22 protein-coding genes are annotated in these 20,961 nt (G+C 57.9%); 9 read left to right on the top strand and 13 right to left on the bottom strand.

The window, feature by feature from the left end; all coding sequences use genetic code 11:
• Positions 1 to 30: 30 nt before the first annotated feature.
• From yidC to AC2FIS_RS21210, 8 genes are all read left to right on the top strand, one after another.
• Positions 31 to 1,860 (top strand): membrane protein insertase YidC, encoded by a 1,830-nt coding sequence (gene yidC, locus AC2FIS_RS21245; RefSeq protein ID WP_058276195.1) that lies wholly within the window; start codon positions 31 to 33, stop codon positions 1,858 to 1,860.
• Complete coding sequence (locus tag AC2FIS_RS21240; protein ID WP_496775257.1) at positions 1,857 to 2,594, top strand: MOSC domain-containing protein; 738 nt, start codon at positions 1,857 to 1,859, stop codon at positions 2,592 to 2,594. Before yidC ends, AC2FIS_RS21240 begins: the two co-directional genes overlap by 4 nt.
• A complete protein-coding gene (gene yihA / locus AC2FIS_RS21235) occupies positions 2,591 to 3,244 on the top strand; it encodes a ribosome biogenesis GTP-binding protein YihA/YsxC (protein ID WP_058276193.1) in 654 nt (217 codons plus the stop codon). The genes AC2FIS_RS21240 and yihA overlap by 4 nt, the downstream gene beginning before the upstream one ends.
• A complete protein-coding gene (locus AC2FIS_RS21230) occupies positions 3,241 to 3,609 on the top strand; it encodes a DUF2946 family protein (protein WP_496775256.1) in 369 nt (122 codons plus the stop codon). The genes yihA and AC2FIS_RS21230 overlap by 4 nt, the downstream gene beginning before the upstream one ends.
• 67 nt (positions 3,610 to 3,676) lie before the next feature.
• Positions 3,677 to 5,080: a PepSY-associated TM helix domain-containing protein gene (locus tag AC2FIS_RS21225; protein WP_496775255.1), complete on the top strand. Its 1,404-nt coding sequence runs from the start codon at positions 3,677 to 3,679 to the stop codon at positions 5,078 to 5,080.
• A gap of 105 nt (positions 5,081 to 5,185) precedes the next feature.
• Positions 5,186 to 6,049, top strand: a complete 864-nt coding sequence (gene argB / locus AC2FIS_RS21220) for an acetylglutamate kinase (RefSeq protein WP_496775254.1) — start codon at positions 5,186 to 5,188, stop codon at positions 6,047 to 6,049.
• An 18-nt stretch (positions 6,050 to 6,067) separates the two neighbouring features.
• Positions 6,068 to 6,754, top strand: a complete 687-nt coding sequence (locus tag AC2FIS_RS21215) for a ferredoxin (protein ID WP_496775253.1) — start codon at positions 6,068 to 6,070, stop codon at positions 6,752 to 6,754.
• Entirely contained in the window at positions 6,751 to 7,248 is a 498-nt protein-coding gene (locus AC2FIS_RS21210) for a SixA phosphatase family protein (protein WP_496775252.1), read from the top strand. Before AC2FIS_RS21215 ends, AC2FIS_RS21210 begins: the two co-directional genes overlap by 4 nt.
• A 48-nt stretch (positions 7,249 to 7,296) precedes the next feature.
• Here the strand turns inward: AC2FIS_RS21210 and AC2FIS_RS21205 are convergent, their stop codons facing one another.
• From AC2FIS_RS21205 to AC2FIS_RS21165, 9 genes are all read right to left on the bottom strand, one after another.
• Complete coding sequence (locus tag AC2FIS_RS21205) at positions 7,297 to 8,088, bottom strand: amino acid ABC transporter ATP-binding protein (RefSeq protein ID WP_058272392.1); 792 nt, start codon at positions 8,086 to 8,088, stop codon at positions 7,297 to 7,299.
• A 12-nt stretch (positions 8,089 to 8,100) separates the two neighbouring features.
• On the bottom strand, positions 8,101 to 9,405 hold the full coding sequence (locus tag AC2FIS_RS21200) for an amino acid ABC transporter permease (protein WP_282153886.1): 1,305 nt from the start codon (positions 9,403 to 9,405) through the stop codon (positions 8,101 to 8,103).
• Position 9,406: 1 nt separating this feature from the next.
• Entirely contained in the window at positions 9,407 to 10,675 is a 1,269-nt protein-coding gene (locus AC2FIS_RS21195) for an amino acid ABC transporter permease (RefSeq protein WP_282120551.1), read from the bottom strand.
• A 126-nt stretch (positions 10,676 to 10,801) separates the two neighbouring features.
• Positions 10,802 to 11,818: an amino acid ABC transporter substrate-binding protein gene (locus AC2FIS_RS21190; RefSeq protein ID WP_282153884.1), complete on the bottom strand. Its 1,017-nt coding sequence runs from the start codon at positions 11,816 to 11,818 to the stop codon at positions 10,802 to 10,804.
• Between the two features lie 208 nt (positions 11,819 to 12,026).
• The gene (locus tag AC2FIS_RS21185; RefSeq protein ID WP_496775251.1) at positions 12,027 to 12,734 is read right to left on the bottom strand and encodes an ATP12 family chaperone protein; all 708 of its coding nucleotides are present in this window, start codon (positions 12,732 to 12,734) and stop codon (positions 12,027 to 12,029) included.
• Between the two features lie 4 nt (positions 12,735 to 12,738).
• The gene (locus tag AC2FIS_RS21180) at positions 12,739 to 13,410 is read right to left on the bottom strand and encodes an HAD-IA family hydrolase (RefSeq protein WP_496775250.1); all 672 of its coding nucleotides are present in this window, start codon (positions 13,408 to 13,410) and stop codon (positions 12,739 to 12,741) included.
• Complete coding sequence (locus tag AC2FIS_RS21175) at positions 13,407 to 14,450, bottom strand: RluA family pseudouridine synthase (RefSeq protein WP_496775249.1); 1,044 nt, start codon at positions 14,448 to 14,450, stop codon at positions 13,407 to 13,409. The genes AC2FIS_RS21180 and AC2FIS_RS21175 overlap by 4 nt, the downstream gene beginning before the upstream one ends.
• A 206-nt stretch (positions 14,451 to 14,656) precedes the next feature.
• Entirely contained in the window at positions 14,657 to 15,967 is a 1,311-nt protein-coding gene (locus AC2FIS_RS21170; RefSeq protein WP_496775248.1) for a replication-associated recombination protein A, read from the bottom strand.
• A 4-nt stretch (positions 15,968 to 15,971) separates the two neighbouring features.
• Entirely contained in the window at positions 15,972 to 17,351 is a 1,380-nt protein-coding gene (locus tag AC2FIS_RS21165; RefSeq protein WP_496775247.1) for a trypsin-like peptidase domain-containing protein, read from the bottom strand.
• A gap of 144 nt (positions 17,352 to 17,495) precedes the next feature.
• Between AC2FIS_RS21165 and budA the strand changes: the two genes are divergently transcribed.
• A complete protein-coding gene (budA, locus tag AC2FIS_RS21160) occupies positions 17,496 to 18,284 on the top strand; it encodes an acetolactate decarboxylase (protein WP_496775246.1) in 789 nt (262 codons plus the stop codon).
• Positions 18,285 to 18,368: 84 nt separating this feature from the next.
• On the opposite strand, the gene rplQ is transcribed toward budA, so the two are convergent.
• From rplQ to rpsM, 4 genes are all read right to left on the bottom strand, one after another.
• Positions 18,369 to 18,791 (bottom strand): 50S ribosomal protein L17, encoded by a 423-nt coding sequence (rplQ, locus tag AC2FIS_RS21155; protein WP_058276182.1) that lies wholly within the window; start codon positions 18,789 to 18,791, stop codon positions 18,369 to 18,371.
• Positions 18,792 to 18,909: 118 nt separating this feature from the next.
• Positions 18,910 to 19,926: a DNA-directed RNA polymerase subunit alpha gene (locus AC2FIS_RS21150; RefSeq protein ID WP_113791474.1), complete on the bottom strand. Its 1,017-nt coding sequence runs from the start codon at positions 19,924 to 19,926 to the stop codon at positions 18,910 to 18,912.
• A 114-nt stretch (positions 19,927 to 20,040) separates the two neighbouring features.
• Positions 20,041 to 20,430, bottom strand: coding sequence for a 30S ribosomal protein S11 (gene rpsK, locus AC2FIS_RS21145; protein ID WP_037311698.1), 390 nt, complete (start codon positions 20,428 to 20,430; stop codon positions 20,041 to 20,043).
• Between the two features lie 14 nt (positions 20,431 to 20,444).
• Positions 20,445 to 20,813, bottom strand: a complete 369-nt coding sequence (gene rpsM / locus AC2FIS_RS21140; RefSeq protein ID WP_058272383.1) for a 30S ribosomal protein S13 — start codon at positions 20,811 to 20,813, stop codon at positions 20,445 to 20,447.
• Between the last annotated feature and the right edge of the window lie 148 nt (positions 20,814 to 20,961).

Below are 20,961 nucleotides of genomic sequence, written 5' to 3'. Positions count from 1 at the left end.
GTCTTTCACTGCTTAAGGTGGCTGTCCCCGATGGACGATCAGAACAAGAACCTCATCCTCGCAACCGCGCTCAGCTTTCTCGTGATCCTGGTTTGGTTCGTGCTGTTTCCACCGCCCGAGCCGACGACCGCACCGGAATCTGCCGAGATCAGCGCGACTGATGGTACAGAGGTTCAGACCCCAAGCGCTGCTGGCACCAATACAGTTGGTGAAGCAACCGCAGACGCCACCGAGATCGAGCCCGACGCCCAAGCACCTCGGGTCGAGATTGAAACACCGCGCCTGAAAGGCAGCCTGTCCCTGTCCGGCGGTCGTATCGATGAACTGTTCCTGAAAGATTACAAAGTTTCGATCGAAGAAGGCGCACCCATTGTCGAACTGCTGTCGCCCGTTGGTTCGGAATCGGCTTACTATGCCTTGTACGGATGGGCACCGGGCGCAGGCGTCGCCGGCGCTGACGTCCCCGGCCCTAATACACTGTGGACCGTCGAAGACGGCGAAACCCTGGGGGTCGATACTCCGGTCACTCTGAAATGGGACAACAGCAAGGGCCTGACCTTCCGCCGCACTATTGAGGTTGACCAGGACTACATGTTCACCGTCACCCAGTCGGTTGAGAACAATACCCAGGCCGAGGTCGGCATGGCCCCATATGGCATCCTGGCCCGTCACGGCATTGGCGAAGACGGTGACCTGCCCGATCTGAAAAACTTCTTCATCCTGCATGAAGGCGTTATGGTTATGGCTGACGGCGTTCTGGACGAGATCGACTATGGCGATGTGCGCGACTTTGACATTGACCCGAATGAGCGTGCGCAAGCCGAAGTCTTTCAGGTCAAGGAAGGTGGCTGGGTCGGCTTTACCGATCACTACTGGATGACCACTCTGATCCCTGCAGAGGGATCGGCATTCAAGGCTGCGGCAAAATATGACGCCCGCCGCAAGATTTATCAGACCGAAACGGTTCTGCCGACGCTGACTGTCGCGCCCGGCGCAACTGAAGAAGTCACTACCCAACTGTTCGCGGGTGCCAAAGAATGGGAAACCATCCGCGAGTATCAGGCTGACGGTGTACAGAAGTTCGTCGACAGCATCGACTGGGGCTGGTTCTACTTCCTGACCAAGCCGATTTTCTGGCTGCTGCACAACATCAACGCCCTGATCGGCAACATGGGTTGGTCGATCATTGGCCTGACGCTGATCATCAAGGCGATCCTGTTCCCGCTGGCGTACAAATCCTACGTCTCGATGGCGAAGATGAAAGAGCTTCAGCCGCAGATGGAGGCCATGAAAGAAGCCGCAGGCGACGATCGCCAAAAGATGCAGCAGGGCATGATGGAGCTGTACAAGAAGGAAAAGGTAAACCCCGCCGCGGGCTGTTTGCCGATCCTGATGCAGATCCCGATCTTCTTCTCGCTGTATAAGGTGATCTTCGTCACTATCGAACTGCGTCAGGCCCCCTGGTTTGGCCCGTTCCAGGACCTCAGCGCACCTGATCCGACTTCGATCATGAACCTGTTTGGTTTGCTGCCCTTTGCCGGTCCGCAGCCAGATACCTTCATGGCACTGATCTTCATCGGCATCCTGCCGTTGCTGTTGGGGATCTCGATGTGGTTGCAGCAAAAGCTGAACCCGGCACCAACTGACCCGACTCAGGCGATGATCTTTGCCTGGATGCCTTGGGTGTTCATGTTCATGTTGGGCAGCTTTGCCAGCGGACTGGTTGTTTACTGGATCGCGAACAACACGATCACCTTCACGCAGCAATACCTGATCATGCGCAGTCAGGGCTATAAGCCTGACGTGTTCGGCAACATCAAATCCGGCTTCAAGCGGACGCCCAAAACGGACGACAAATGAATGCTGAAGTAACCCATATGTGGCGGCATCCGATCAAAAGCCATGGTCGCGAGGCCCTCCAGACCGTATCAGTGACCCCCGGGCAGACCATGCCCGGGGATCGCGTTTGGGCAGTCGCGCACGAGGCGTCGAAGGCGGATGGCTCTCAATGGGTGCCTTGCGCCAATTTCAGTCGCGGGGCGAAAGCACCGCAACTGATGGCTATCTCGGCCCGGCTGAACGGCGACACGATAACTCTGACACATCCAGATCGTCCGGATCTGACTTTTGATCCGGATGGCGAACAGCAGGTCTTTTTGGACTGGGTCCAGCCGTTGATGCCTACGGATCGGGCGGCGTCAGCCCGGATTATCCGAGTGCCGGGTCGCGGCATGACTGACAGTGACTACCCCTCGATCAGCCTGTGCAACATGGCATCGCACCGCGCGGTCGGGCAAAAGCTTGGCAGCGATCTGTCGATCCAGCGCTGGCGTGGCAACATCTGGTTCGATGGCCTGCCCCTGTGGGAAGAATTCGACTGGCTGGATCGCGAAGTACAGATCGGTGAGGCCGTGTTCCATGTCAAAGAACGCATCCGACGCTGTTTGGCGACAACGGCAAATCCGAAAACCGGCGTGCGCGATGCGGATACGCTGGGCACATTGAACAGCTGGGGTCATCAGGATTTCGGCGTTTACGCCGAGGTTGTCCGAGGCGGCGCAATTTCAGTTGGCGATAAGGTTCATCCGTTATGAGCACCCTACCCTTCCCACTGGTCGAAGACCCGGACAAGTTTGCGCTGGAACGCGGCCGCAAATTGTTTGCGGGACAATCCGAGTTTGTCAAAGGCGTGGTCGCCATGAATGGCCTGCCGACCCCTGACCGGCTTGAGGTCTGCTTTGCCGGACGTTCAAACGTCGGCAAGTCTAGCCTGATCAATGCGCTGACCGGCACCAAAGGTCTGGCACGCGCGTCCAACACTCCGGGCCGCACGCAAGAGATCAACTTTTTCACCCAAGGTCCCGAGCTTTATCTGGTTGACCTGCCCGGGTACGGCTACGCCAACGCCCCGGTGAAGGTCGTTGAAAAATGGCAGCGGCTGCTGAAACAGTATCTAAGCGGCCGCCAGACCCTGCGACGGGCCTTTGTCCTGATTGACTCGCGCCATGGGGTGAAGCCGGTCGATGCCGAGATCATGAAGCTGCTGGATTCCAGCGCTGTTACATTTCAATGCGTGATGACCAAGGCGGACAAGGTCAAGGCCAATGACCGGCAGAAGGTGTTGGATCAGGTACGCGGCGCATTGTCCAAGCACCCGGCGGCATATCCGGAAATCGTGCTGACGTCGTCCGAAAAGGGTGACGGTATTCCGACCCTTCGTTCGATCATCGCACATCTGGAATGATCCGGATCGGCCGCATTTTCCCAATCCTTACGTTGCTGGCAGTTGTGCTGACCGGCATGATCCCGCAGGGCTGGATGCCAGCGATGGGCAGCGATGGGAAAGTGCTGCTGGTGATCTGTACTGGCGATGGAACAGTCGAACAATGGGTTGACCTGAACCCCGGCGATCCTGGGCACGACGACACGGATTCGCGCGCAATGTGCCCATTCGCGGGCCTAACGGCGGATACACACTTGCCGTCAGTCGGCGAGATCGTCCCTTTTACGGCGAAAATCCAGCCACGCTGGATCCATCGTGATTTCACCCATCGCAGTGCCGGGTTCTACGCCCGCTATGATGCGCGGGGGCCACCCTTCTTTTCCTGATTCAGCTCAACACTTTTGAACCCGTGCACGCGCTGCGCGGGGCAATAATCGAATCCGGAGAACAAAAATGGCACTGGACAGCCAAAACCTGGGGGATACCCCGGCGCAGAACACTGCTGCGCAAAAATTCTATTTCGCCGCCTGGCGGTGGCACTTTTATGCCGGGATCTTCGTCATCCCGTTCCTGATCATTCTGGCAGTAACCGGACTAATGATGATGTTCATCACTCAGTTCGACGGTCGCGACGGCGAAAAAATCGCCGTTGATGTCCACGGGCAAGCGTTACCGGCCTCACAACAGGCCCTTATCGCCCTTGATGAGGTGCCCGGCACGGTTGTGGAATGGATCGGTCCGAAGGCTGATAATCTGGCCACTGTATTTCGCATCAAAACCGAAGAAGGTCAGCGTCTTGTTGCCGTCGATCCTTATGCCGGAGAGGTTCTGCAGGTCTGGGATCGTCGCGCCGGGTGGTATGATCTGGCCGACAACATCCACTCGACCCTTCTGATTGGCACGACCGGAGACCGCATCATTGAAATCGCAGCGGGGCTGAGCCTGCTTTTGGTCTTTACCGGCCTTTACATGTGGTGGCCGCGTGGAAACACTTTGGCCGCTATTGTTCCCAACCTGCGCGCACGCGGCCGCGCATTGTGGCGGTCGCTGCACGCTGTGATTGGGTTCTGGATGTCCGGGCTGTTGGTGGTCTTCCTGATTTCGGGCCTGTCCTGGGCGGGCGTCTGGGGCGGCATGATCGTTCAGCCATGGAGCAGCTTTCCGGCCGAGAAATGGGACAATGTCCCCCTGTCCGATGACATCCACGCCAGCATGAACCACGGCCACCAGAATGACGCCCCATGGGCGTTGGAACAAACGCCCATGCCCGCCTCTGGGTCCGAGGCCGGGACCCGCGGCGTCCCACAAGGCACGCCGGTCGATATCGACGCGCTTGTGGCCCTTGGCACCGCCTTGGATATGACAGGCAGGTTCCGCGTAGCCTATCCCAGCGGCGAGGATGGTGTCTGGACCCTGAACCGCGACAGCATGAGCAGCGACTCGACCGATCCGGTGAACGACCGCACCGTTCATGTCGACCAATTTACCGGCAAGATTCTGGCGGATGTCCGGTATGAGGATTACTCGTTGATGGGAAAATCCATGGCCATTGGGATCCCGTTTCACATGGGTCTGATGGGCATGTGGAACTTTGTCCTGAACCTGGTGTTCTGCCTGTCGGTCATCTTTGTCTGCGTCTCAGGTGTTGTGATGTGGGTTAAGCGCCGGCCTCAGCGGGCCGGGCGTCTGGCTGCACCGCCGATGCCTGCAGAACTGCCATTGTGGAAAGGGGCTGTCCTGATCGGGTTGTTCACCGCGATGGCCTTCCCGCTGGTGGGCCTGACCTTGCTGACCGTACTGGCCGTCGATTTGCTGCTGATCAGCAACATCCCGGCGATGAAACGCGCGATAAGCTGACACGCAAATAGCCGCATCCGGGCAACCGGTGCGGCCCTATACGCGATCCGGTCTTGGCAGAGCTGTGCAAAGGCCCTAACACGGGTTCCCAGAGGGACTGCAGCCATGAAGACAAGAGACATGAACCGGGACTGGATCGCCACCGCCGCAACGCTGAACAGCGCACTGCCATACCTGCAACGCTATGACGGCGCTATTGTCGTCATTAAACTTGGCGGCCACGCCATGGGCAGTGACGAAGCCATGGAAAGCTTCGCCCGCGATGTCGTCCTGATGCGTCAGGTCGGGGTGAACCCGGTTGTCGTGCACGGCGGCGGTCCAATGATCAACGCGATGCTGGATAAGCTGGATATCCAGTCCGAATTCGTGAACGGCAAGCGTGTCACCGACAAAGCAACCGTTGAAGTAGTTGAGATGGTGCTGTCCGGCCTCGTGAACAAGCGCATCGTTCAGGCGATCAACGGTCAGGGCGGCTCGGCCGTGGGCCTGTCGGGCAAAGATGCGCAGTTGATGACTTGTGATCAGACCGATGAATCCCTGGGTTTTGTCGGAAGTCCCGCAGAGATGAACCCGAAAATCCTGCATGACCTGTTTGCGCATGATGTAATTCCTGTCATCGCCCCGCTGGGTGCGGGCCGGAACGGCGAAACCTTCAACGTCAATGGGGATACTGCCGCTGGCGCTATTTCATCCGCGCTAAAGGCCGATCGACTGCTACTGTTGACCGATGTCTCGGGTGTTAAGAATGCCGCCGGGGACGTCGTGACCGAACTAAAGGCGGGTCAGATCCGCGAGATGACGCTGGACGGCACCATTGCGGGCGGCATGATACCCAAGACCGAAACGGCTCTGGACGCGCTGCACAGCGGGGTCCGTGCCGTGGTTATCCTTGACGGACGCGCGCCCAATGCCGTCTTGCTGGAACTTTATACGGAACACGGCGCCGGGTCGCTGATCCGACCGGACTGAGCCTTTGGCGGAGGAGACATGACCAAACGCCATCACCCCTCCTCTGACCCGGCAGCGCATAGCTATGCTGACATCGAAAAGGCTGCACAGGACGTTGGCCTGATCATCATGGGCGCGCTGCACCCTCGCGTTACAGACGCCAAGCAGTTGGAAGGCGGCACGCTGATCCTGCTAGGTGCTGGGGGTGCATTCTGGCCTGCCCTGAAATCCTCGCCTGAATGGCAAGGCAAGGATCCGGTCGACCGCTGGTCGCTGCGTGTGGTGGGGCAGATGGCACAGGACTTATCCGCCACAGCCTATTTTCCGTTTGGCGGCCCGCCCTATACGCCCTTTATCGATTGGGCATTGAAATCGGGACGCACGTTCAGCAGCCCGGTGGGCGCTTTGGTGCACGATGAGGTCGGCATGATGATCTCATTCCGGGGTGCGCTGCATTTCACCAACGAAATTCCCATACCCGCACCACCTAGCGCGTCCCCCTGCATCACCTGCGCCGCCCCCTGCACCCAGACATGCCCGGTGGGCGCTCTGAACAGTCGGGACTTTTATGATGTGTCGACCTGCCAGGGACACCTGTCCACTCCTGAAGGGCAAACCTGCAGGACCGGCGGTTGTCTTGTGCGGCTGTCCTGTCCTCTTAGCTCGGGTGCAGGGCGTGATCCCGAACAATCCGCGCATCACATGAGAGCGTTTCACCCATCATGACACGCACACTGATCCTGACACGCCACGCGAAATCCAGTTGGGACAGCCCGGCCCTTACCGATCATGATCGCCCGCTGAACAAGCGCGGGCGCAGGTCGGCCCCGGCGATTGCGGCGTGGCTGCGTGAAAACGACTGGCTGCCGGACGAAGTTCTCAGCTCAAGCTCGGTCAGAACCCGCGAGACGTGGGAGAGGATGGGCCTGCAGGCAGATAGCGTTTGCTTTCACCGAACGCTTTATCATGCGGACCCCGCAGATATGCTGCTTGAATTATCGGGCGCGACGAAACAAACCGTTTTGATGCTGGGCCACAATCCCGGCATTGCCGCTTTTGCGAACCAAATCGTTAAGCACCCGCCGGATCACGCCCGGTTCTACGACTACCCAACCTGTGCAACAGCTGTGATCCGCTTTGACATTGCGGATTGGTCCGGCGTCCGGTGGCACAGCGGCGATGTGCAGGGGTTTGTTACTCCACGCGAGTTGCTGGAATAGAAAAAGGCGAGGCCAAAGCCCCGCCTTTTCCTGAATTGGTAACCGGGTTCAGTGCCCCAGAATCTGGCTGAGGAACAGCTTGGTTCGCTCGCTCTGCGGGTTGTTGAAGAACTCTTCCGGTTCGTTCTGTTCCACGATCTGACCGGCATCCATAAAGATCACGCGGTTGGCGACCTGACGAGCAAAGCCCATCTCGTGCGTGACGCACAGCATGGTCATGCCTTCCTCGGCCAGCTCGATCATGGTGTCGAGCACCTCTTTGATCATCTCGGGGTCCAGCGCCGATGTCGGTTCATCGAACAACATGATACGCGGCATCATGCACAGCGAGCGGGCAATCGCCACACGCTGCTGCTGACCACCTGAAAGCTGACCGGGATACTTATCCGCCTGCTCGGGGATTTTCACCTTTTCCAGGAAGTGCATCGCGCGCTCTTCGGCCTCTTTCTTAGGCGTCTTGCGCACCCAGATTGGGGCCAGCGTGCAGTTCTCCAGAATGGTCAGATGCGGGAACAGGTTGAAGTGCTGGAACACCATGCCAACCTCGGACCGGATCTTGTCGATGTTCTTGAGGTCATTCGACAGCTCGGTCCCATCCACCATGATCGTGCCCTGCTGGTGTTCCTCCAGCGCGTTCAGGCAACGGATCAATGTGGATTTTCCGGACCCGGAAGGACCCGCAATAACAATCCGCTCGCCCTGATTGACGGTCAGGTTGATGTCGCGCAGCACGTGGAAAGATCCGTACCACTTGTTCATATTGTTGATTTCGATGGCGACCTCGTCGCTCACCTGCATCTTCGAGCGATCGATTTGACGGTCAATTGCAAGTTCAGACATATGTTGAACTCCTTAATGGTGGCCAGTTTGAAGCTTGCGCTCCAGATACATGGAGTAACGGGACATGGAGAAGCAGACGACGAAGAACAGCGCCGCGATGAACGCGAACAGTTCCCAGTAGATGCCGTTCCAGGCGGTGTCGGCGCGGATGGCAGATGCCAGTCCGATCACGTCGAACAATCCGATGATCGACACCAGTGTGGTATCTTTGAAGATCCCGATGAATGTGCTCACGATGCCCGGAATTGAGATTTTCAGGGCTTGCGGCATGATGATCAGTCGCTGTGCTTGCCAGTAGTTCAGGCCGAGACTGTCGGCACCTTCATACTGACCCCGTGGCAGGGCAGCCAGACCACCCCGGATCACCTCGGCCATATAGGCGGCTGAGAACAGGGTCATCATGATCATCACCCGCAGGATGATGTCAAAGTTGGTGCCCGGCGGCAGGAACAGGTTCAGCAGCAGCGAGGCCACGAACAACAGCGTGATCAGCGGCACACCGCGGATGAACTCGATAAAGCCCACGCACAGGTACTTGACGATCATCAGGTCGGACTGACGGCCCAGCGCCAGAACAATTCCGATCGGCAACGAGACACCAATGGCCACGACACCCAGCAGGATCGCCAGCATGAAGCCACCGAACTGGCGGCTTTGGACGGCTTCGATACCGATTGGCAGGATCGAGTCCAGGGCACCGACGAAATAGCTGGACAGAACCAGCCACCAGATAACCGACGCTGCGACACCCGCAATCATGCCAAACAGACCGCTCAGTTGTTTGCTGACAAGGGTGTAGGCACCCCAGCCGACAACAAATCCCAACGCTGCCGCGATCGGTCCCCAAATGGTGCCGCCCCACATCAGGAATGGCATCAGGAACGGATAGATCGCCGTGACGATCAGCATCTTGGACGGCACACGATCCGAGTACAGGACCGGCGCCAATGCGACCAACAGCAGGATCAGCGATACAATCGGACGCCAGTACAGGTGGCTCGGGTAGAACCCGAACAGCAACTGCAGCCAACGGTCATTGATCACCGCCCAGCAGGCATGGCCATGGGTTGAACCCCAGGTGGCGATCATGATCTCGCGGCATTCGTTAAGCGAGTTGGCGTTCCAGACGGACTGAAAGATCCATGGCAGAACGCCCGACAACACGTACCAGATCGCGTAAAGCGAAACCAACGTCAGGATCGAGTTAAACCAGCCTGAGAACAGATTGTGCCTGATCCAGCCGATTGCTCCGACTTCGGACGCTGGCGGGGCTTGTTCCGGCAACATTTCCGTGCGGACAAATGAAACATCACTCATATTACCGCTCCACCAGTTTGACACGGTTGTTGTACCAGTTCATCACCGCTGAAATGCTCAGCGAGATGGCCAGATAGACCAGCATCAGCAGCAGAACGCATTCCAGCTCGCGGCCGGTCTGGTTCATGGTGATGCCACCTAGGGTCCCCGTGATGTCCATGTATCCGACCGCAATCGCCAGCGACGAGTTCTTGGTCAGGTTCAGATAGTTCGAGATCATCGGCGGGATGATCACCCGCAGCGCCTGAGGCAGGATAACCAGCCGCATGGTGCGACCCGGGCGCAAGCCCAGCGCAGACGCAGCTTCAGTCTGACCCTTGGAAATAGCCAGAATGCCGGCGCGTACGATCTCGGCGATGAAGGCCGCCGTATATAGCGACAAAGCCAGCCATAGCGCGATCAGAGAGTTGCGCATATGCGTGCCGCCTCTGAAATTGAATCCTTTCAATTCCGGGTATCCAAGGTGTAAGCCCAGTGCAGTCATCAGGATGATCATCGGGACGAACAGAATGCCCAGCTGGATATGCCAGATCTTAGGACGGTCGCCGGTTGATTCCTGTTTGGCGGCGGCCCAGGCGGACACTTTGCGCATGGTAAAGATGCTGCCACCCAGAACGACCAGAAACGCGACCAGATCCAGCGAAATATCAAACCGAAGGCTTGATGTACCGAACAAGTGGATGTCACCCAAGCTACGCGAGAACAAAAACTCAGGGATGTAAACACCCCGATTGGTAACGGCGACAGTGTTGAACAGATCCATCGTTGCCGTTGGGTTATCACCTCGGAACGCATTGGGTGCCGGCAAGCCTTCGATCAAAATGGCCATGGCCAGAACGATCCAAAGCAAGACAGGCACGTTACGGAAAATCTCGACATAGAAGGTCATGATGCGCGCGACCAACCAGTTGTTCGACAGACGCAGCACGCCAACAAAAACGCCAACAATCGTCGCTGTGATACACCCGAGAACTGCAACAACCAGCGTGTTCAGCAAACCGATGAACGCGGCGCGAAGATGGCTGTCCTGTGAGGTGTATTCCAGCAATCGCTGGTTAATGTCATAACTTGCGGATTCTGCAAAAAAACCGAATTCGACCGGCTTTCCCAACCCTTCAAGGTTTTGAATGGTATTCGAGATGATCCAGGCTGCCAGAAGCATGAAACCGATTAATGCAATGACCTGAATGGTCGCTGATCGGTACCGCGTATCGTAAAGGAGCATGGACAGCCGGAACTGCTCCTTCGGCGGGTCAGTGAGAGTCGTCATGACCTATGTATTTCCCCGTGCATCCCGTTTTTTGCCGGCGAAGTTGATCTTCGCTCAATCCATCCGGGAGTGTTTCTTATTTATGGAAAAAGGGCGCAGGTTGCCCCGCGCCCTTTCCCGTGGATTTTAGCGGAACGGCGGCGAATACAGCAGACCACCATCGGTCCACTGGGCATTCAGGCCGCGTGCAAGACCAATCGGAGTTTCTTCACCGATGTTCTTGGCAAATACTTCGCCGTAGTTACCACCCGCCTTGATTGCGTTTGCTGCCCAATCTGCGTTCAGACCCAGCATCTCGCCCAGAGTACCTTCGGTACCCAGCAGACGGTTTACTTCCGGGTTGTCGGTGCCAGCGCTCAGCTCGTCGATGTTTGCCGAGGTCACGCCCAGCTCTTCAGCCGAAACCAATGCGTTCAGGGTCCAGCGGACAACGTCGCCCCACTCGTGATCGCCATGACGGACCAGCGGGCCCAGCGGCTCTTTCGAGATGATTTCAGGCAGCAGGACGTGATCACCGGGGTTTTCGAACGTGGCGCGGGTTGCAGCCAGGCCCGATGCGTCGGTGGTGTAAACGTCACATGCGCCAGCCAGATACTGCTGTTGCGCTTCGGCGTTGGTTTCGATTGGAACCGGCTCGTAGCTGATGTTGTTGGCACGGAAGAAATCGGCCAGGTTCAGCTCGGTGGTGGTGCCGGTTTGGATGCAGACGGTCGCGCCGTCCAGTTCCTTGGCCGAGCTTACGCCCAGTGCTTTTGGAACCATGAAACCCTGACCGTCATAGTAGTTGACGCCAGCAAATTCGAACTTGAGGTCGACATCGCGGCTGAAGGTCCATGTGGTGTTACGTGCCAGCATGTCGATCTCACCCGAAGCCAGCGCAGTAAAGCGCGTCTTACCGGTGGTCGGCACAAACTCGACAGCGCTGGAATCGCCCAGAACGGCCGCAGCGACGGCACGGCAGACTGCGACGTCAAAACCTTGCCATTCGCCATTCGCGTCAGGCAGCGAAAAGCCGGCCAGTCCCGAGGACACGCCACAGTTCAGCTTGCCGCGCGCTTTGACGTCGTCAACAGTGCCCGCTGTCGCTGCCGCAGCAGCCAGACCGGCAACTGTGGCCACGCCCAAAATTACGGATTTTTTCATTTTTACCTCTTCCTGTTTACCCGCCCCTATTCCGGGACGGCTCTGTCCGGCACCTCTGGCACCAGAAAGGTTACTCCAAAGGTGTCTCCCCTTTAGTGGGCATGAGTTTGCTCGCATTCATAAACAAACGTCAAGGGTCGGATCAGGGAAAACGATGAGTCAACTCAGCGATGACCGGATCTGTGTCAAAATTTGATGCTCAATAGGCTCAGATAGAGATTTCAATGAACCGTTTAGCGTGTAGAAACGCAGCTTTTTTGATCTCGGCAACCGCATGCGCCTCGTCATCATGGCCCCATTGTTCGGTTTGCCAGGCCTCGTCGAGCCTTGAGATTTCCCAAATCTCCTCCGCCGCGCGCCAGTCCAGAGCGGCGGCAAATCCCAGCACCAACGAGCCAGACAGGCTGACCAGATCGTGGAAGGCTGCAAGCTGGAAGTCGTTGAATTCGTGTACGCGGCCTCGAAGTGTGCTGAGCGCTTCGGCTGACTGTGGTTGATGCAGCACACCAACCACAGGAACCAGTCGCGCAGCCAGCGTTTCAGCGGCCCAATCCAAGGCCGGATCCCATTGATCCGCCTGTCGTTGCTGCAACGTTTGCGGGTGTGTCGCCCGATAGCACAGCAGGTCCGAATCGCCGTAATCGGCCAGCATGTCTGCAACCTCGGCGTGCTGATGACGCACTTTGTCTATTGCTGCATTTGCAGACCGGGTAAACGGCATCAAGGTCGGATCGACCTCTTTTTCCTGCGCATCCCATTCTGCAGCAACCGCGTCGGCCAGTGCCTGCGTCGGCAGGATCAATGCGGCCTTGGCCGGTGTCTTGACCCGGCGACCGTCCAGTTCGACCGTGTATCCGTCTTCCGCCTGGACAACCGTGCTTGCGGTCCAAAATCGCTTGGGCTTCCAGTCGCTCATGTCTTCAGGTCCAGATATCATCCAGCGCTCGGGGCAACTGGTCAAAATTTTCAATTATACAGGCCGCGCCGTTCAGGGCTGATCGGTCATGATATCCCCAGGATACGCCGATCCCTGTTACTCCGGCAGCCCGCGCCATATCCATGTCGAACCGGGTATCGCCAATCATCACCGTATCTTCCGCATCAACGCCGGTTTCAGAACGGGCCGTGTCGATCATCGACGGATGCGGTTTCGAGGGGTGATGGTCCGCAACCTGCCGGGTCACGAAATAGCGCTCCAGATCATGTGCTTCGATCAAAGCGTCCAGGCCGCGTTGGGATTTTCCGGTGGCCACACCCAGCAGCACCTCGGGGATGGCATGCAGGGTTTCGATTACGTCCCTCGCACCGGGATAGAGCGGTGAGCTTGCGGCCCCCTGCTCTAGACGGTTTGCGTGATAGGCCTGTTTGTAGCCCTCAACCAGATTGTGTTGAACCGTTTCGCTCTGCTCGGGCGCCAGTTGGGCCATGGCATTGGGCAAGGACAGACCGACGATGGACAAAATCGCCGTGCGGTCGGGGACCGTCAGTGACAGGGCCCCAAAACTGGCGGTCATCGCCGCAACAATGCTGCCCTGGCTGTCGACAAGGGTTCCGTCCACATCGAAAAGCACCAAACGCAAGGGTGCGCTCATTGCAGTTCCTCGAACGGGTCTTCTGCGGCCAGATCCTCGGTCCAGCCGAACGTGTCCCAGCTGTGTTTCATATGCTCAGGCAACGGAGCTTTAATGGTTATGGTCTTGCGCGTGACCGGATGCTGGAATGAGGCCTGCCGCGCGTGCAGGTGCAGCTTCTTGCTGATGACCCCGCCCAGTTGCGCGCCCCAACCGTCGCCCAGATTTTCCTGCCCCGAGCCACCGTATTTGCCATCGCCAACGATTGGGTGACCGATTGCCGCCATGTGTACCCGCAGCTGGTGCGTACGGCCGGTGATCGGCTCCATCGCCACCCATGAGGCGCGCCCTGCCACGCGATACAGCGTTGCATACAGCGTATGCGCCCGTTTCGCGCCCGGCGTGTCGTTGATTTCGTTCAGATGCACGGCGATCATCTTTTCGCCCTCACCCTGTTTACCGTGACCGGATGCCTTGACCAAACCAGTCTTGATCTCGCCCAGATACGGGGTCGGCACGCCAGCAACCAGTGCCCAATAGATCTTGCGTGTATCGCGGTGCCGGAAGGCGGCTGTCAGCCCCTTGGCGGCCTCGCGGGTGCGGGCCATCAGCAATACACCCGATGTGTCCTTGTCCAAGCGGTGCACGAGGCGCGGGTTTTCGTCATAGCCAAAGCGCAAAGCCTCAGACAGGCCGTCCACGTGGCGGGTCTGGCCACTGCCGCCCTGCACCGGAAGACCCTGTGGCTTGTTCAGGGCCAGAACATGATCGTCGCGATAGATCACGCAGGACTGGATCATCTTGGCGTCGGCATCCGAGATGCCTCGTTTGACTGCAACCGGCTTGTGATCAGCATCCGGCAAGGGTGGTACGCGCACGACCTGCCCGACCTCAAGCCGGGTCGAGGCTTTGACCCGCCCGCCTTCTACGCGCACCTCACCCTTGCGGCACATCTTTTCGATGCGGCCCTGGCTGACATGCGGAAACAGGCGGCGCAGCCACCGATCCAGCCGCTGGTCGCCGTCACCCTCTACCACGGTGATCATCTGTACGCCGCTCATGCCGATATCCTCTGCGTCGCGCGGAATATCCGCCCGCTAAACAAGTGTGTAAGTGCCCTAGAAAACATGCGCGTCTGTGCCGTGCAAAAGGCCAAGAGTCAAGCCGGTCAAATGCCCGGGAAACCCAGGCGCCTACGTTGTCTCGGCGTCGGATCACCTCTTGGTCGTTTGCGCATTCGTTCTTCAACGCATCACGCAGTGGTGTGCTACTCGTTCCTCTGTGCCCGCAGCTTGGCGAAGTAGTCCAGACGCTTCTTCAATTCACGCTCGAACCCACGCTCCACGGGTTTATACAATTCTGGCCGCTTCATGCCGTCGGGGAAATAGTTTTGTCCGGAAAAGCCATCTTCGGCGTCATGGTCATAGGCATAGCCTGTGCCATAGCCCTGATTTTTCATCAACGATGTCGGCGCGTTCAGAATGTGTTTTGGCGGGGGTTCGCTGCCTGACTGCTTGGCCAATCGTATCGCCGCCTTGTACCCAACATAAGCGCCGTTCGATTTCGGGGCCAACGCCAGATAAACCAGCGCCTGCGCTATGGCCAATTCACCCTCTGGGCTACCCAAACGTTCGTAAGTTTCCCACGCGTGCAGGCAAATCGTCTGCGCCTGCGGATCGGCGAGACCAATGTCTTCGACCGCCATCCGCGTGATCCGCCGCGCCAGATAGCGCGGATCCTCCCCACCCGTCAGCATCCGCGCAAACCAATAAAGCGCCGCATCTGGGTCAGATCCGCGTACGGATTTATGAAGGGCCGAGATCAAATTGTAATGCTCGTCCCCGGACTTGTCGTATTTGGCCGCACGGCGCATCAGCCGCGTGGACAGCGCGTCGAGGTCCAGAGGTGCATTAACAGTCCAAGCCGCCACCTGTTCGATCAGGTTCAAAAGCGCGCGACCGTCGCCATCCGCCATCTCTTGCAAACCCTCTCGGGCCGCGCCTGTCAGTGGCAGGGCGCGGTCCAGTTCTTTCTCTGCGCGCTGGGTCAGACGTTCCAGATCCGCAAGGCTAAGCCGCTCAAGGACAAGTACCTGAGCCCGGCTAAGCACAGCGGCGTTCAGCTCAAAAGACGGATTTTCGGTCGTGGCCCCGACCAGCAGGATAGTCCCGTCCTCCATATGTGGAAGAAACCCGTCTTGCTGTGCCTTATTGAAGCGGTGAATCTCATCGACAAACAGCAACGTGCCCTGCCCGTTCTGTCGCCGAATCTTTGCCGCTTCGAACACTTTCTTTAGGTCTGGCACACCGGTGAAAATCGCACTGATCTGAACGAAATGCAGATCGGTTTCCTGGGCCAGCAAGCGCGCGATCGTGGTTTTCCCAACACCCGGCGGGCCCCAAAAAACCAAACTGGACAAACTGCCCGAGGCCAACATGACGCCCAGCGGAGCATCCGGGCCCAACACCTGCTGCTGTCCGATGACCTCGGCCAACGACTGCGGGCGCAGCCGGTCCGCCAACGGGCGGTGCGGGGATGGTGCAGGCTCGCTCGCCCCGGTATCGAACAGATCGCTCATGCGGTTACAGCCGGAACCGCAGAGATACGGCCTGTCCACCCCGCAGAACATCCAAATTCAATCTGCGCCCCGGATCGGTCATCGCATCCACCACGTCTTTAGGATGTTGGACTTCCGTTCCGTTGATGCTTAGGACCACGTCACCCGCGCGCAATCCGGATCGTCCACCGTACCGGTCTGCGTCCACAATCACCACGCCAGTTTGCGACAGCAAAAGCCCCATCTGGGTAATGATCGCAGGGTTGATGCGCGACACCTTCAGGCCCGGCATCACGGTGCTATCGTTCAGAACGGTTTCATCAGCCGGTGGAGTTTCCGGGACCTTGATCAGGGCAACCTCGATATCCGCTCTGTCCTGACCCCGCAGCCGGGTCAGGACCGAAGTGCCACCAACGCCGGCAACGGACATGCGGAACTTCATCTCGGCTGGGGAATTCACCTCATCCCCATCCACATGAGTCACCACATCCCCCACGCGCAGCCCTGCCTCACCCAGCGGACTCAGGGTGTGCAGGTCCGAGATCACAACACCCATAGGGAATACCAATCCCAGAGATTCGGCGATATCCGCGCTCATGTGCTGACCAGAGACCCCGGCCCAAGGGCTGACAAAGCTGTCATTCCCGGCCTTGGCCTGGCGCAAAAATTCGGCCACCAGATTCGCCGGGATCGCAAACCCGATGCCGTTGGAGCCGCCGGATCGCGTCAGGATCGATGTGTTAATCCCGATCAGATCGCCATTCACGTCGATCAACGCCCCGCCGGAATTGCCCGGATTGATCGCGGCATCGGTTTGAATAAAGTACCCACGCGCGTTGCCAGTGGCCGTCCCGGTCCGCGCCAGACCTGAGATGATCCCGGAAGATACGGTTTGTCCCACACCAAACGGATTACCGATCGCAAGCGCCAGTTCCCCTACCTCAATCTGATCGGAATCGCGGAAGTTCAGATGCGGCAAATCCTTGGCGTCTTCCAACCGCAGGATGGCAATGTCGCTTTCCTTGTCGCCCAGCACCACTTGCGCTGAAAATTCACGCCGGTCGGTCGTCACCACGCGGATTTCGGTGGCTGTTCCAACAACGTGGTAGTTCGACACGACATAACCGTCCTCAGACAGAATGACGCCAGAGCCCAGCGAGTTCTGTACACGTGGGCGCGGCTCAGAGAAGCCCCGACCAAAGAACTCTTCAAAAAACGGATCCGAGAAGAATGGATTCGCCCGCCCCTGCCGAACAATCTTGGCATAGATGTTAACGACCGCCGGAGAGGCCTGTTTGACCACAGGGGCAAATCCAAGGGAAATCTCGGCCTGGGATGTTGGAACACGGGTGTCCGCAGTGGCCGCGCCCGTTAACAACAAAAGACAAAACAGGATTCGCAACATAAACACCCCTCCGGAAAAGTCGCAAAATGGATATGCGGGGCAGTGATCGGGATTGCAAGTGATCACGCCATGTCGCTTTGTGCCAATTCTGATACGTTGGACTAACATACTTACCATGCAACAGAACCAGTGGGACGGCACCTCATGCATCAGGACCATGAATTGACTTTTGCAACAGCCGTCGCCAGCCACCGGCAGGCTGCGCTGTCAAATGCAGAAGAGACCGCGCACGAATACTATCAGGCCTCACTACTCAGTGCGATAATGCAGGGGGTCTATGACGGTACCCTTTCTATCGGTGAGCTGCTTGAACACGGTGATTTTGGTTTGGGTACTTTCAACGCCCTGGACGGTGAGATGATCGTTCTGGATGGCGTCGCCTATCGTCTGGACGGCGAAGGGAAGGCTAACGTAGCAAGCGACACGGATTTGACCCCCTACGCCGCAGTCATCAAGTTCCGTCCTACTGATGCCTTGGATCCAACTAACGATGTCAGCAAACAGGCATTTGAAGCGCAATTGGATGCCAGAGCTGCGGAAAGAAACCTGTTCTACGCAGTGTGCTTTACGGGCCGGATTAAGCACATCAAATATCGAAACGTTCTGCGGCAAGACCGTCCCTACAAGCCATTGCTTGAAGTCGTAAAATCGCAGGCTGAGTTTGAATTGGACGACGTGGACGGCATTATTCTTGGGTTTCGCTGTCCGGATTACGCTGTGGGGATTGGGGTTCCCGGCTATCATCTCCACTTTATTTCCAGTGATCGAAAAACTGGCGGGCATGTCTTAGACTATACCTTGGCCAGCGGGCGGATCGAAATCGACCACACATCGTCACTGCATTTGGAACTGCCGGAAACACCCGCGTTTTCCGAAGCGAACCTGACTGCCGGTGCTTCGGAAGACAGCATTCAAAAGGCTGAAGGCAACTAAGAGCGTTGTCACCAGCCCTTGTCTTCCAACAAAAAACCCCCGCGTCCGAAACGCGGGGGTTTGAATTCAGAAAGCCGGGCTTTCTTATTCTTCGTCTGCGGCCTCTTCGGCGGCAACGCGGGCTTTGTCAGCCGCGCCTTTGGCGTCCAGATCACGGTCAACGAATTCGATGATCGCCATCGGTGCCATGTCGCCATAGCGGAAGCCAGCTTTCAGGATACGGACATAACCGCCCTGACGCTCGGCGTAGCGGGGGCCCAGGATTTCGAACAGCTTTGCGACGTCTTTGTCTTGCTTCAGCTGCGAAGCGGCCTGACGGCGAGCGTGCAGGTCGCCGCGCTTGCCCAGAGTGACCAGCTTTTCGATGATCGGGCGCAGTTCTTTTGCCTTGGGCAGAGTTGTTTTGATCTGCTCATGTTCGATGAGCGAGCCAGCCATGTTTGCAAACAGAGCCTTACGGTGCTCATGAGTACGGTTCAGGCGGCGGTAACCACGTGCGTGACGCATTTTCTAGTTCCTTCTTCAGCGTTTTGCTTTGTCTGGCCGGCGATGCGTGTCACCGGCTCTCCTTGGGGCGGATGTGCCCATTTTGTCCCCGGAAATCCGGGCATTTGGGAAGACGCGTTTAGAACGCGTCTTCGAATTTCTTTGCCAGATCTTCGATGTTGTCAGGCGGCCAGTCCTCGACATCCATGCCGAGGTGCAGACCCATGCCGGACAGCACTTCCTTGATCTCGTTCAGCGACTTGCGGCCGAAGTTCGGGGTGCGCAGCATCTCGGCTTCGGTCTTCTGGATCAGGTCGCCGATGTAAACGATGTTGTCGTTCTTCAGGCAGTTTGCCGAACGGACCGACAATTCCAACTCGTCTACTTTCTTCAGCAGCAGCGGGTTGAACTCCAGACCATCGTCTTCGTCCTGGCGACCAGCCGCTTCGGGCTCGTCGAAGTTGACGAAGATCGACAGCTGATCCTGCAGGATGCGTGCGGCAAAGGCCAGCGCGTCTTCCGGCGTGATCGAACCATCGGTTTCGATCTTCAGGGTCAGCTTGTCATAGTCCAGAACCTGACCTTCGCGGGTCGGCTGAACGTCATAGGCAACCTTTTTGACCGGCGAATAGATCGCGTCGATCGGGATCAGACCGATAGGCGCATCTTCCGGCTTGTTCTTCTCAGCCGAAACATAGCCCTTACCGGTGTTGACGGTCAGTTCCATGAACAGGTCGGCGCCATCGTCCAAGTGGCAGATGACGTGATCGCGGTTCAGAACCTCGATACCAGCGCTTTCGCTGATGTCACCTGCGGTGACAACTGCTGGGCCTTTGGCATTGATCGACAGGCGCTTGGGGCCTTCGACTTCCATGCGCAGGGCAACCTGCTTGAGGTTCAGGATGATGTCGGTGACGTCTTCACGAACTCCGGCAACGCTCGAGAACTCGTGCAATACGTTGTCGATCTGGACGCTGGTGATGGCCGCACCTTGCAGCGAGCTCATCAGAACGCGGCGCAGCGCGTTGCCCAAGGTCAGACCAAAGCCACGCTCCAGCGGTTCAGCAACCAAGGTTGCCTGACGCGCAGGGTCGTTGCCCGGCTTGCCTTCCAGCTGTGTCGGCTTGATCAATTCAGCCCAATTCTTATGGATCATGTAATCCCTCCATTCCTGTCCGCGCCCCATGACCAACAAGGTGCAGACGCCCGAGGTTCAAAATGACGTGCTGGGGCCGTGCGAAAACACAGCCCCAGCTCAATTCAAAATCGCTTAGACGCGGCGGCGCTTCGGCGGGCGGCAACCGTTGTGAGCAATCGGTGTAACGTCACGGATCGACGTGATGTTGAAGCCCACAGCAGCCAGCGCGCGCAGAGCCGATTCACGACCCGAACCGGGGCCCTGAACTTCGACTTCCAGCGTCTTGACACCGTGATCCTGCGCCTTCTTGCCTGCATCTTCTGCAGCCATCTGAGCGGCGTAAGGTGTCGATTTACGCGACCCTTTGAAACCCATGGTCCCGGCCGACGACCACGCAATGGCGTTGCCCTGCACGTCCGAGATCAGGATCTTGGTGTTGTTGAAGGTCGAATTCACATGGGCGACGCCCGATGCGATATTCTTGCGCTCTTTTTTCTTGGTACGAGTCTTTTCGCGTGCCATCAGTCAGACCCTCCTTATTTCTTCTTACCAGCAATGGCCTTTGCGGGGCCTTTGCGGGTACGAGCATTGGTGTGGGTACGCTGACCGCGAACGGGCAGGTTACGACGGTGACGCAGACCGCGGTAGCAGCCCAGGTCCATCAGGCGCTTGACGTTCATCTGAACTTCACGGCGCAGGTCACCTTCAACGGTGAAGTTTGCGTCGATATGTTCGCGGATGGCCAGAACTTCGGCGTCGGACAGTTCATTAACGCGACGGGTCGCGTCGATGCCTACGGCTTCGCAGATCGCTTTGGCCGAGGTGTTTCCGATACCGGTGATATATGTGAGGGCGATAGGTACCCGCTTTGCAGTCGGGATGTTTACGCCGGCAATACGTGCCACGTGTCACTTTCCTTTTTTGTTGCGGTTCCGTAGCTCCGGAACCTTTTTTCACAACACTCGATCTTGGCAGTGACGCCAGAGGATCCAGTATTATTCGAGGTGGTCGGGGCATCCGGAACGAATCCCGCATGCGGTCGTGATTCCCGTT

This window comes from Ruegeria sp. CDSB113 (genome assembly GCF_059611045.1).
Note: the sequence above shows the minus strand (reverse complement) of the source record. Positions and strands in the feature narration are given on the sequence as shown.

What these genes read in the sequence shown, in the direction of transcription:
- yidC (WP_058276195.1), top strand. Translation starts at nt 31, where the DNA reads ATGGACGATCAGAACAAGAACCTCATCCTCGCAACCGCGCTCAGCTTT.
- AC2FIS_RS21240 (WP_496775257.1), top strand. Translation starts at nt 1,857, where the DNA reads ATGAATGCTGAAGTAACCCATATGTGGCGGCATCCGATCAAAAGCCAT.
- yihA (WP_058276193.1), top strand. Translation starts at nt 2,591, where the DNA reads ATGAGCACCCTACCCTTCCCACTGGTCGAAGACCCGGACAAGTTTGCG.
- AC2FIS_RS21230 (WP_496775256.1), top strand. Translation starts at nt 3,241, where the DNA reads ATGATCCGGATCGGCCGCATTTTCCCAATCCTTACGTTGCTGGCAGTT.
- AC2FIS_RS21225 (WP_496775255.1), top strand. Translation starts at nt 3,677, where the DNA reads ATGGCACTGGACAGCCAAAACCTGGGGGATACCCCGGCGCAGAACACT.
- argB (WP_496775254.1), top strand. Translation starts at nt 5,186, where the DNA reads ATGAAGACAAGAGACATGAACCGGGACTGGATCGCCACCGCCGCAACG.
- AC2FIS_RS21215 (WP_496775253.1), top strand. Translation starts at nt 6,068, where the DNA reads ATGACCAAACGCCATCACCCCTCCTCTGACCCGGCAGCGCATAGCTAT.
- AC2FIS_RS21210 (WP_496775252.1), top strand. Translation starts at nt 6,751, where the DNA reads ATGACACGCACACTGATCCTGACACGCCACGCGAAATCCAGTTGGGAC.
- AC2FIS_RS21205 (WP_058272392.1), bottom strand. Translation starts at nt 8,088, where the DNA reads ATGTCTGAACTTGCAATTGACCGTCAAATCGATCGCTCGAAGATGCAG.
- AC2FIS_RS21200 (WP_282153886.1), bottom strand. Translation starts at nt 9,405, where the DNA reads ATGAGTGATGTTTCATTTGTCCGCACGGAAATGTTGCCGGAACAAGCC.
- AC2FIS_RS21195 (WP_282120551.1), bottom strand. Translation starts at nt 10,675, where the DNA reads ATGACGACTCTCACTGACCCGCCGAAGGAGCAGTTCCGGCTGTCCATG.
- AC2FIS_RS21190 (WP_282153884.1), bottom strand. Translation starts at nt 11,818, where the DNA reads ATGAAAAAATCCGTAATTTTGGGCGTGGCCACAGTTGCCGGTCTGGCT.
- AC2FIS_RS21185 (WP_496775251.1), bottom strand. Translation starts at nt 12,734, where the DNA reads ATGAGCGACTGGAAGCCCAAGCGATTTTGGACCGCAAGCACGGTTGTC.
- AC2FIS_RS21180 (WP_496775250.1), bottom strand. Translation starts at nt 13,410, where the DNA reads ATGAGCGCACCCTTGCGTTTGGTGCTTTTCGATGTGGACGGAACCCTT.
- AC2FIS_RS21175 (WP_496775249.1), bottom strand. Translation starts at nt 14,450, where the DNA reads ATGAGCGGCGTACAGATGATCACCGTGGTAGAGGGTGACGGCGACCAG.
- AC2FIS_RS21170 (WP_496775248.1), bottom strand. Translation starts at nt 15,967, where the DNA reads ATGAGCGATCTGTTCGATACCGGGGCGAGCGAGCCTGCACCATCCCCG.
- AC2FIS_RS21165 (WP_496775247.1), bottom strand. Translation starts at nt 17,351, where the DNA reads ATGTTGCGAATCCTGTTTTGTCTTTTGTTGTTAACGGGCGCGGCCACT.
- budA (WP_496775246.1), top strand. Translation starts at nt 17,496, where the DNA reads ATGCATCAGGACCATGAATTGACTTTTGCAACAGCCGTCGCCAGCCAC.
- rplQ (WP_058276182.1), bottom strand. Translation starts at nt 18,791, where the DNA reads ATGCGTCACGCACGTGGTTACCGCCGCCTGAACCGTACTCATGAGCAC.
- AC2FIS_RS21150 (WP_113791474.1), bottom strand. Translation starts at nt 19,926, where the DNA reads ATGATCCATAAGAATTGGGCTGAATTGATCAAGCCGACACAGCTGGAA.
- rpsK (WP_037311698.1), bottom strand. Translation starts at nt 20,430, where the DNA reads ATGGCACGCGAAAAGACTCGTACCAAGAAAAAAGAGCGCAAGAATATC.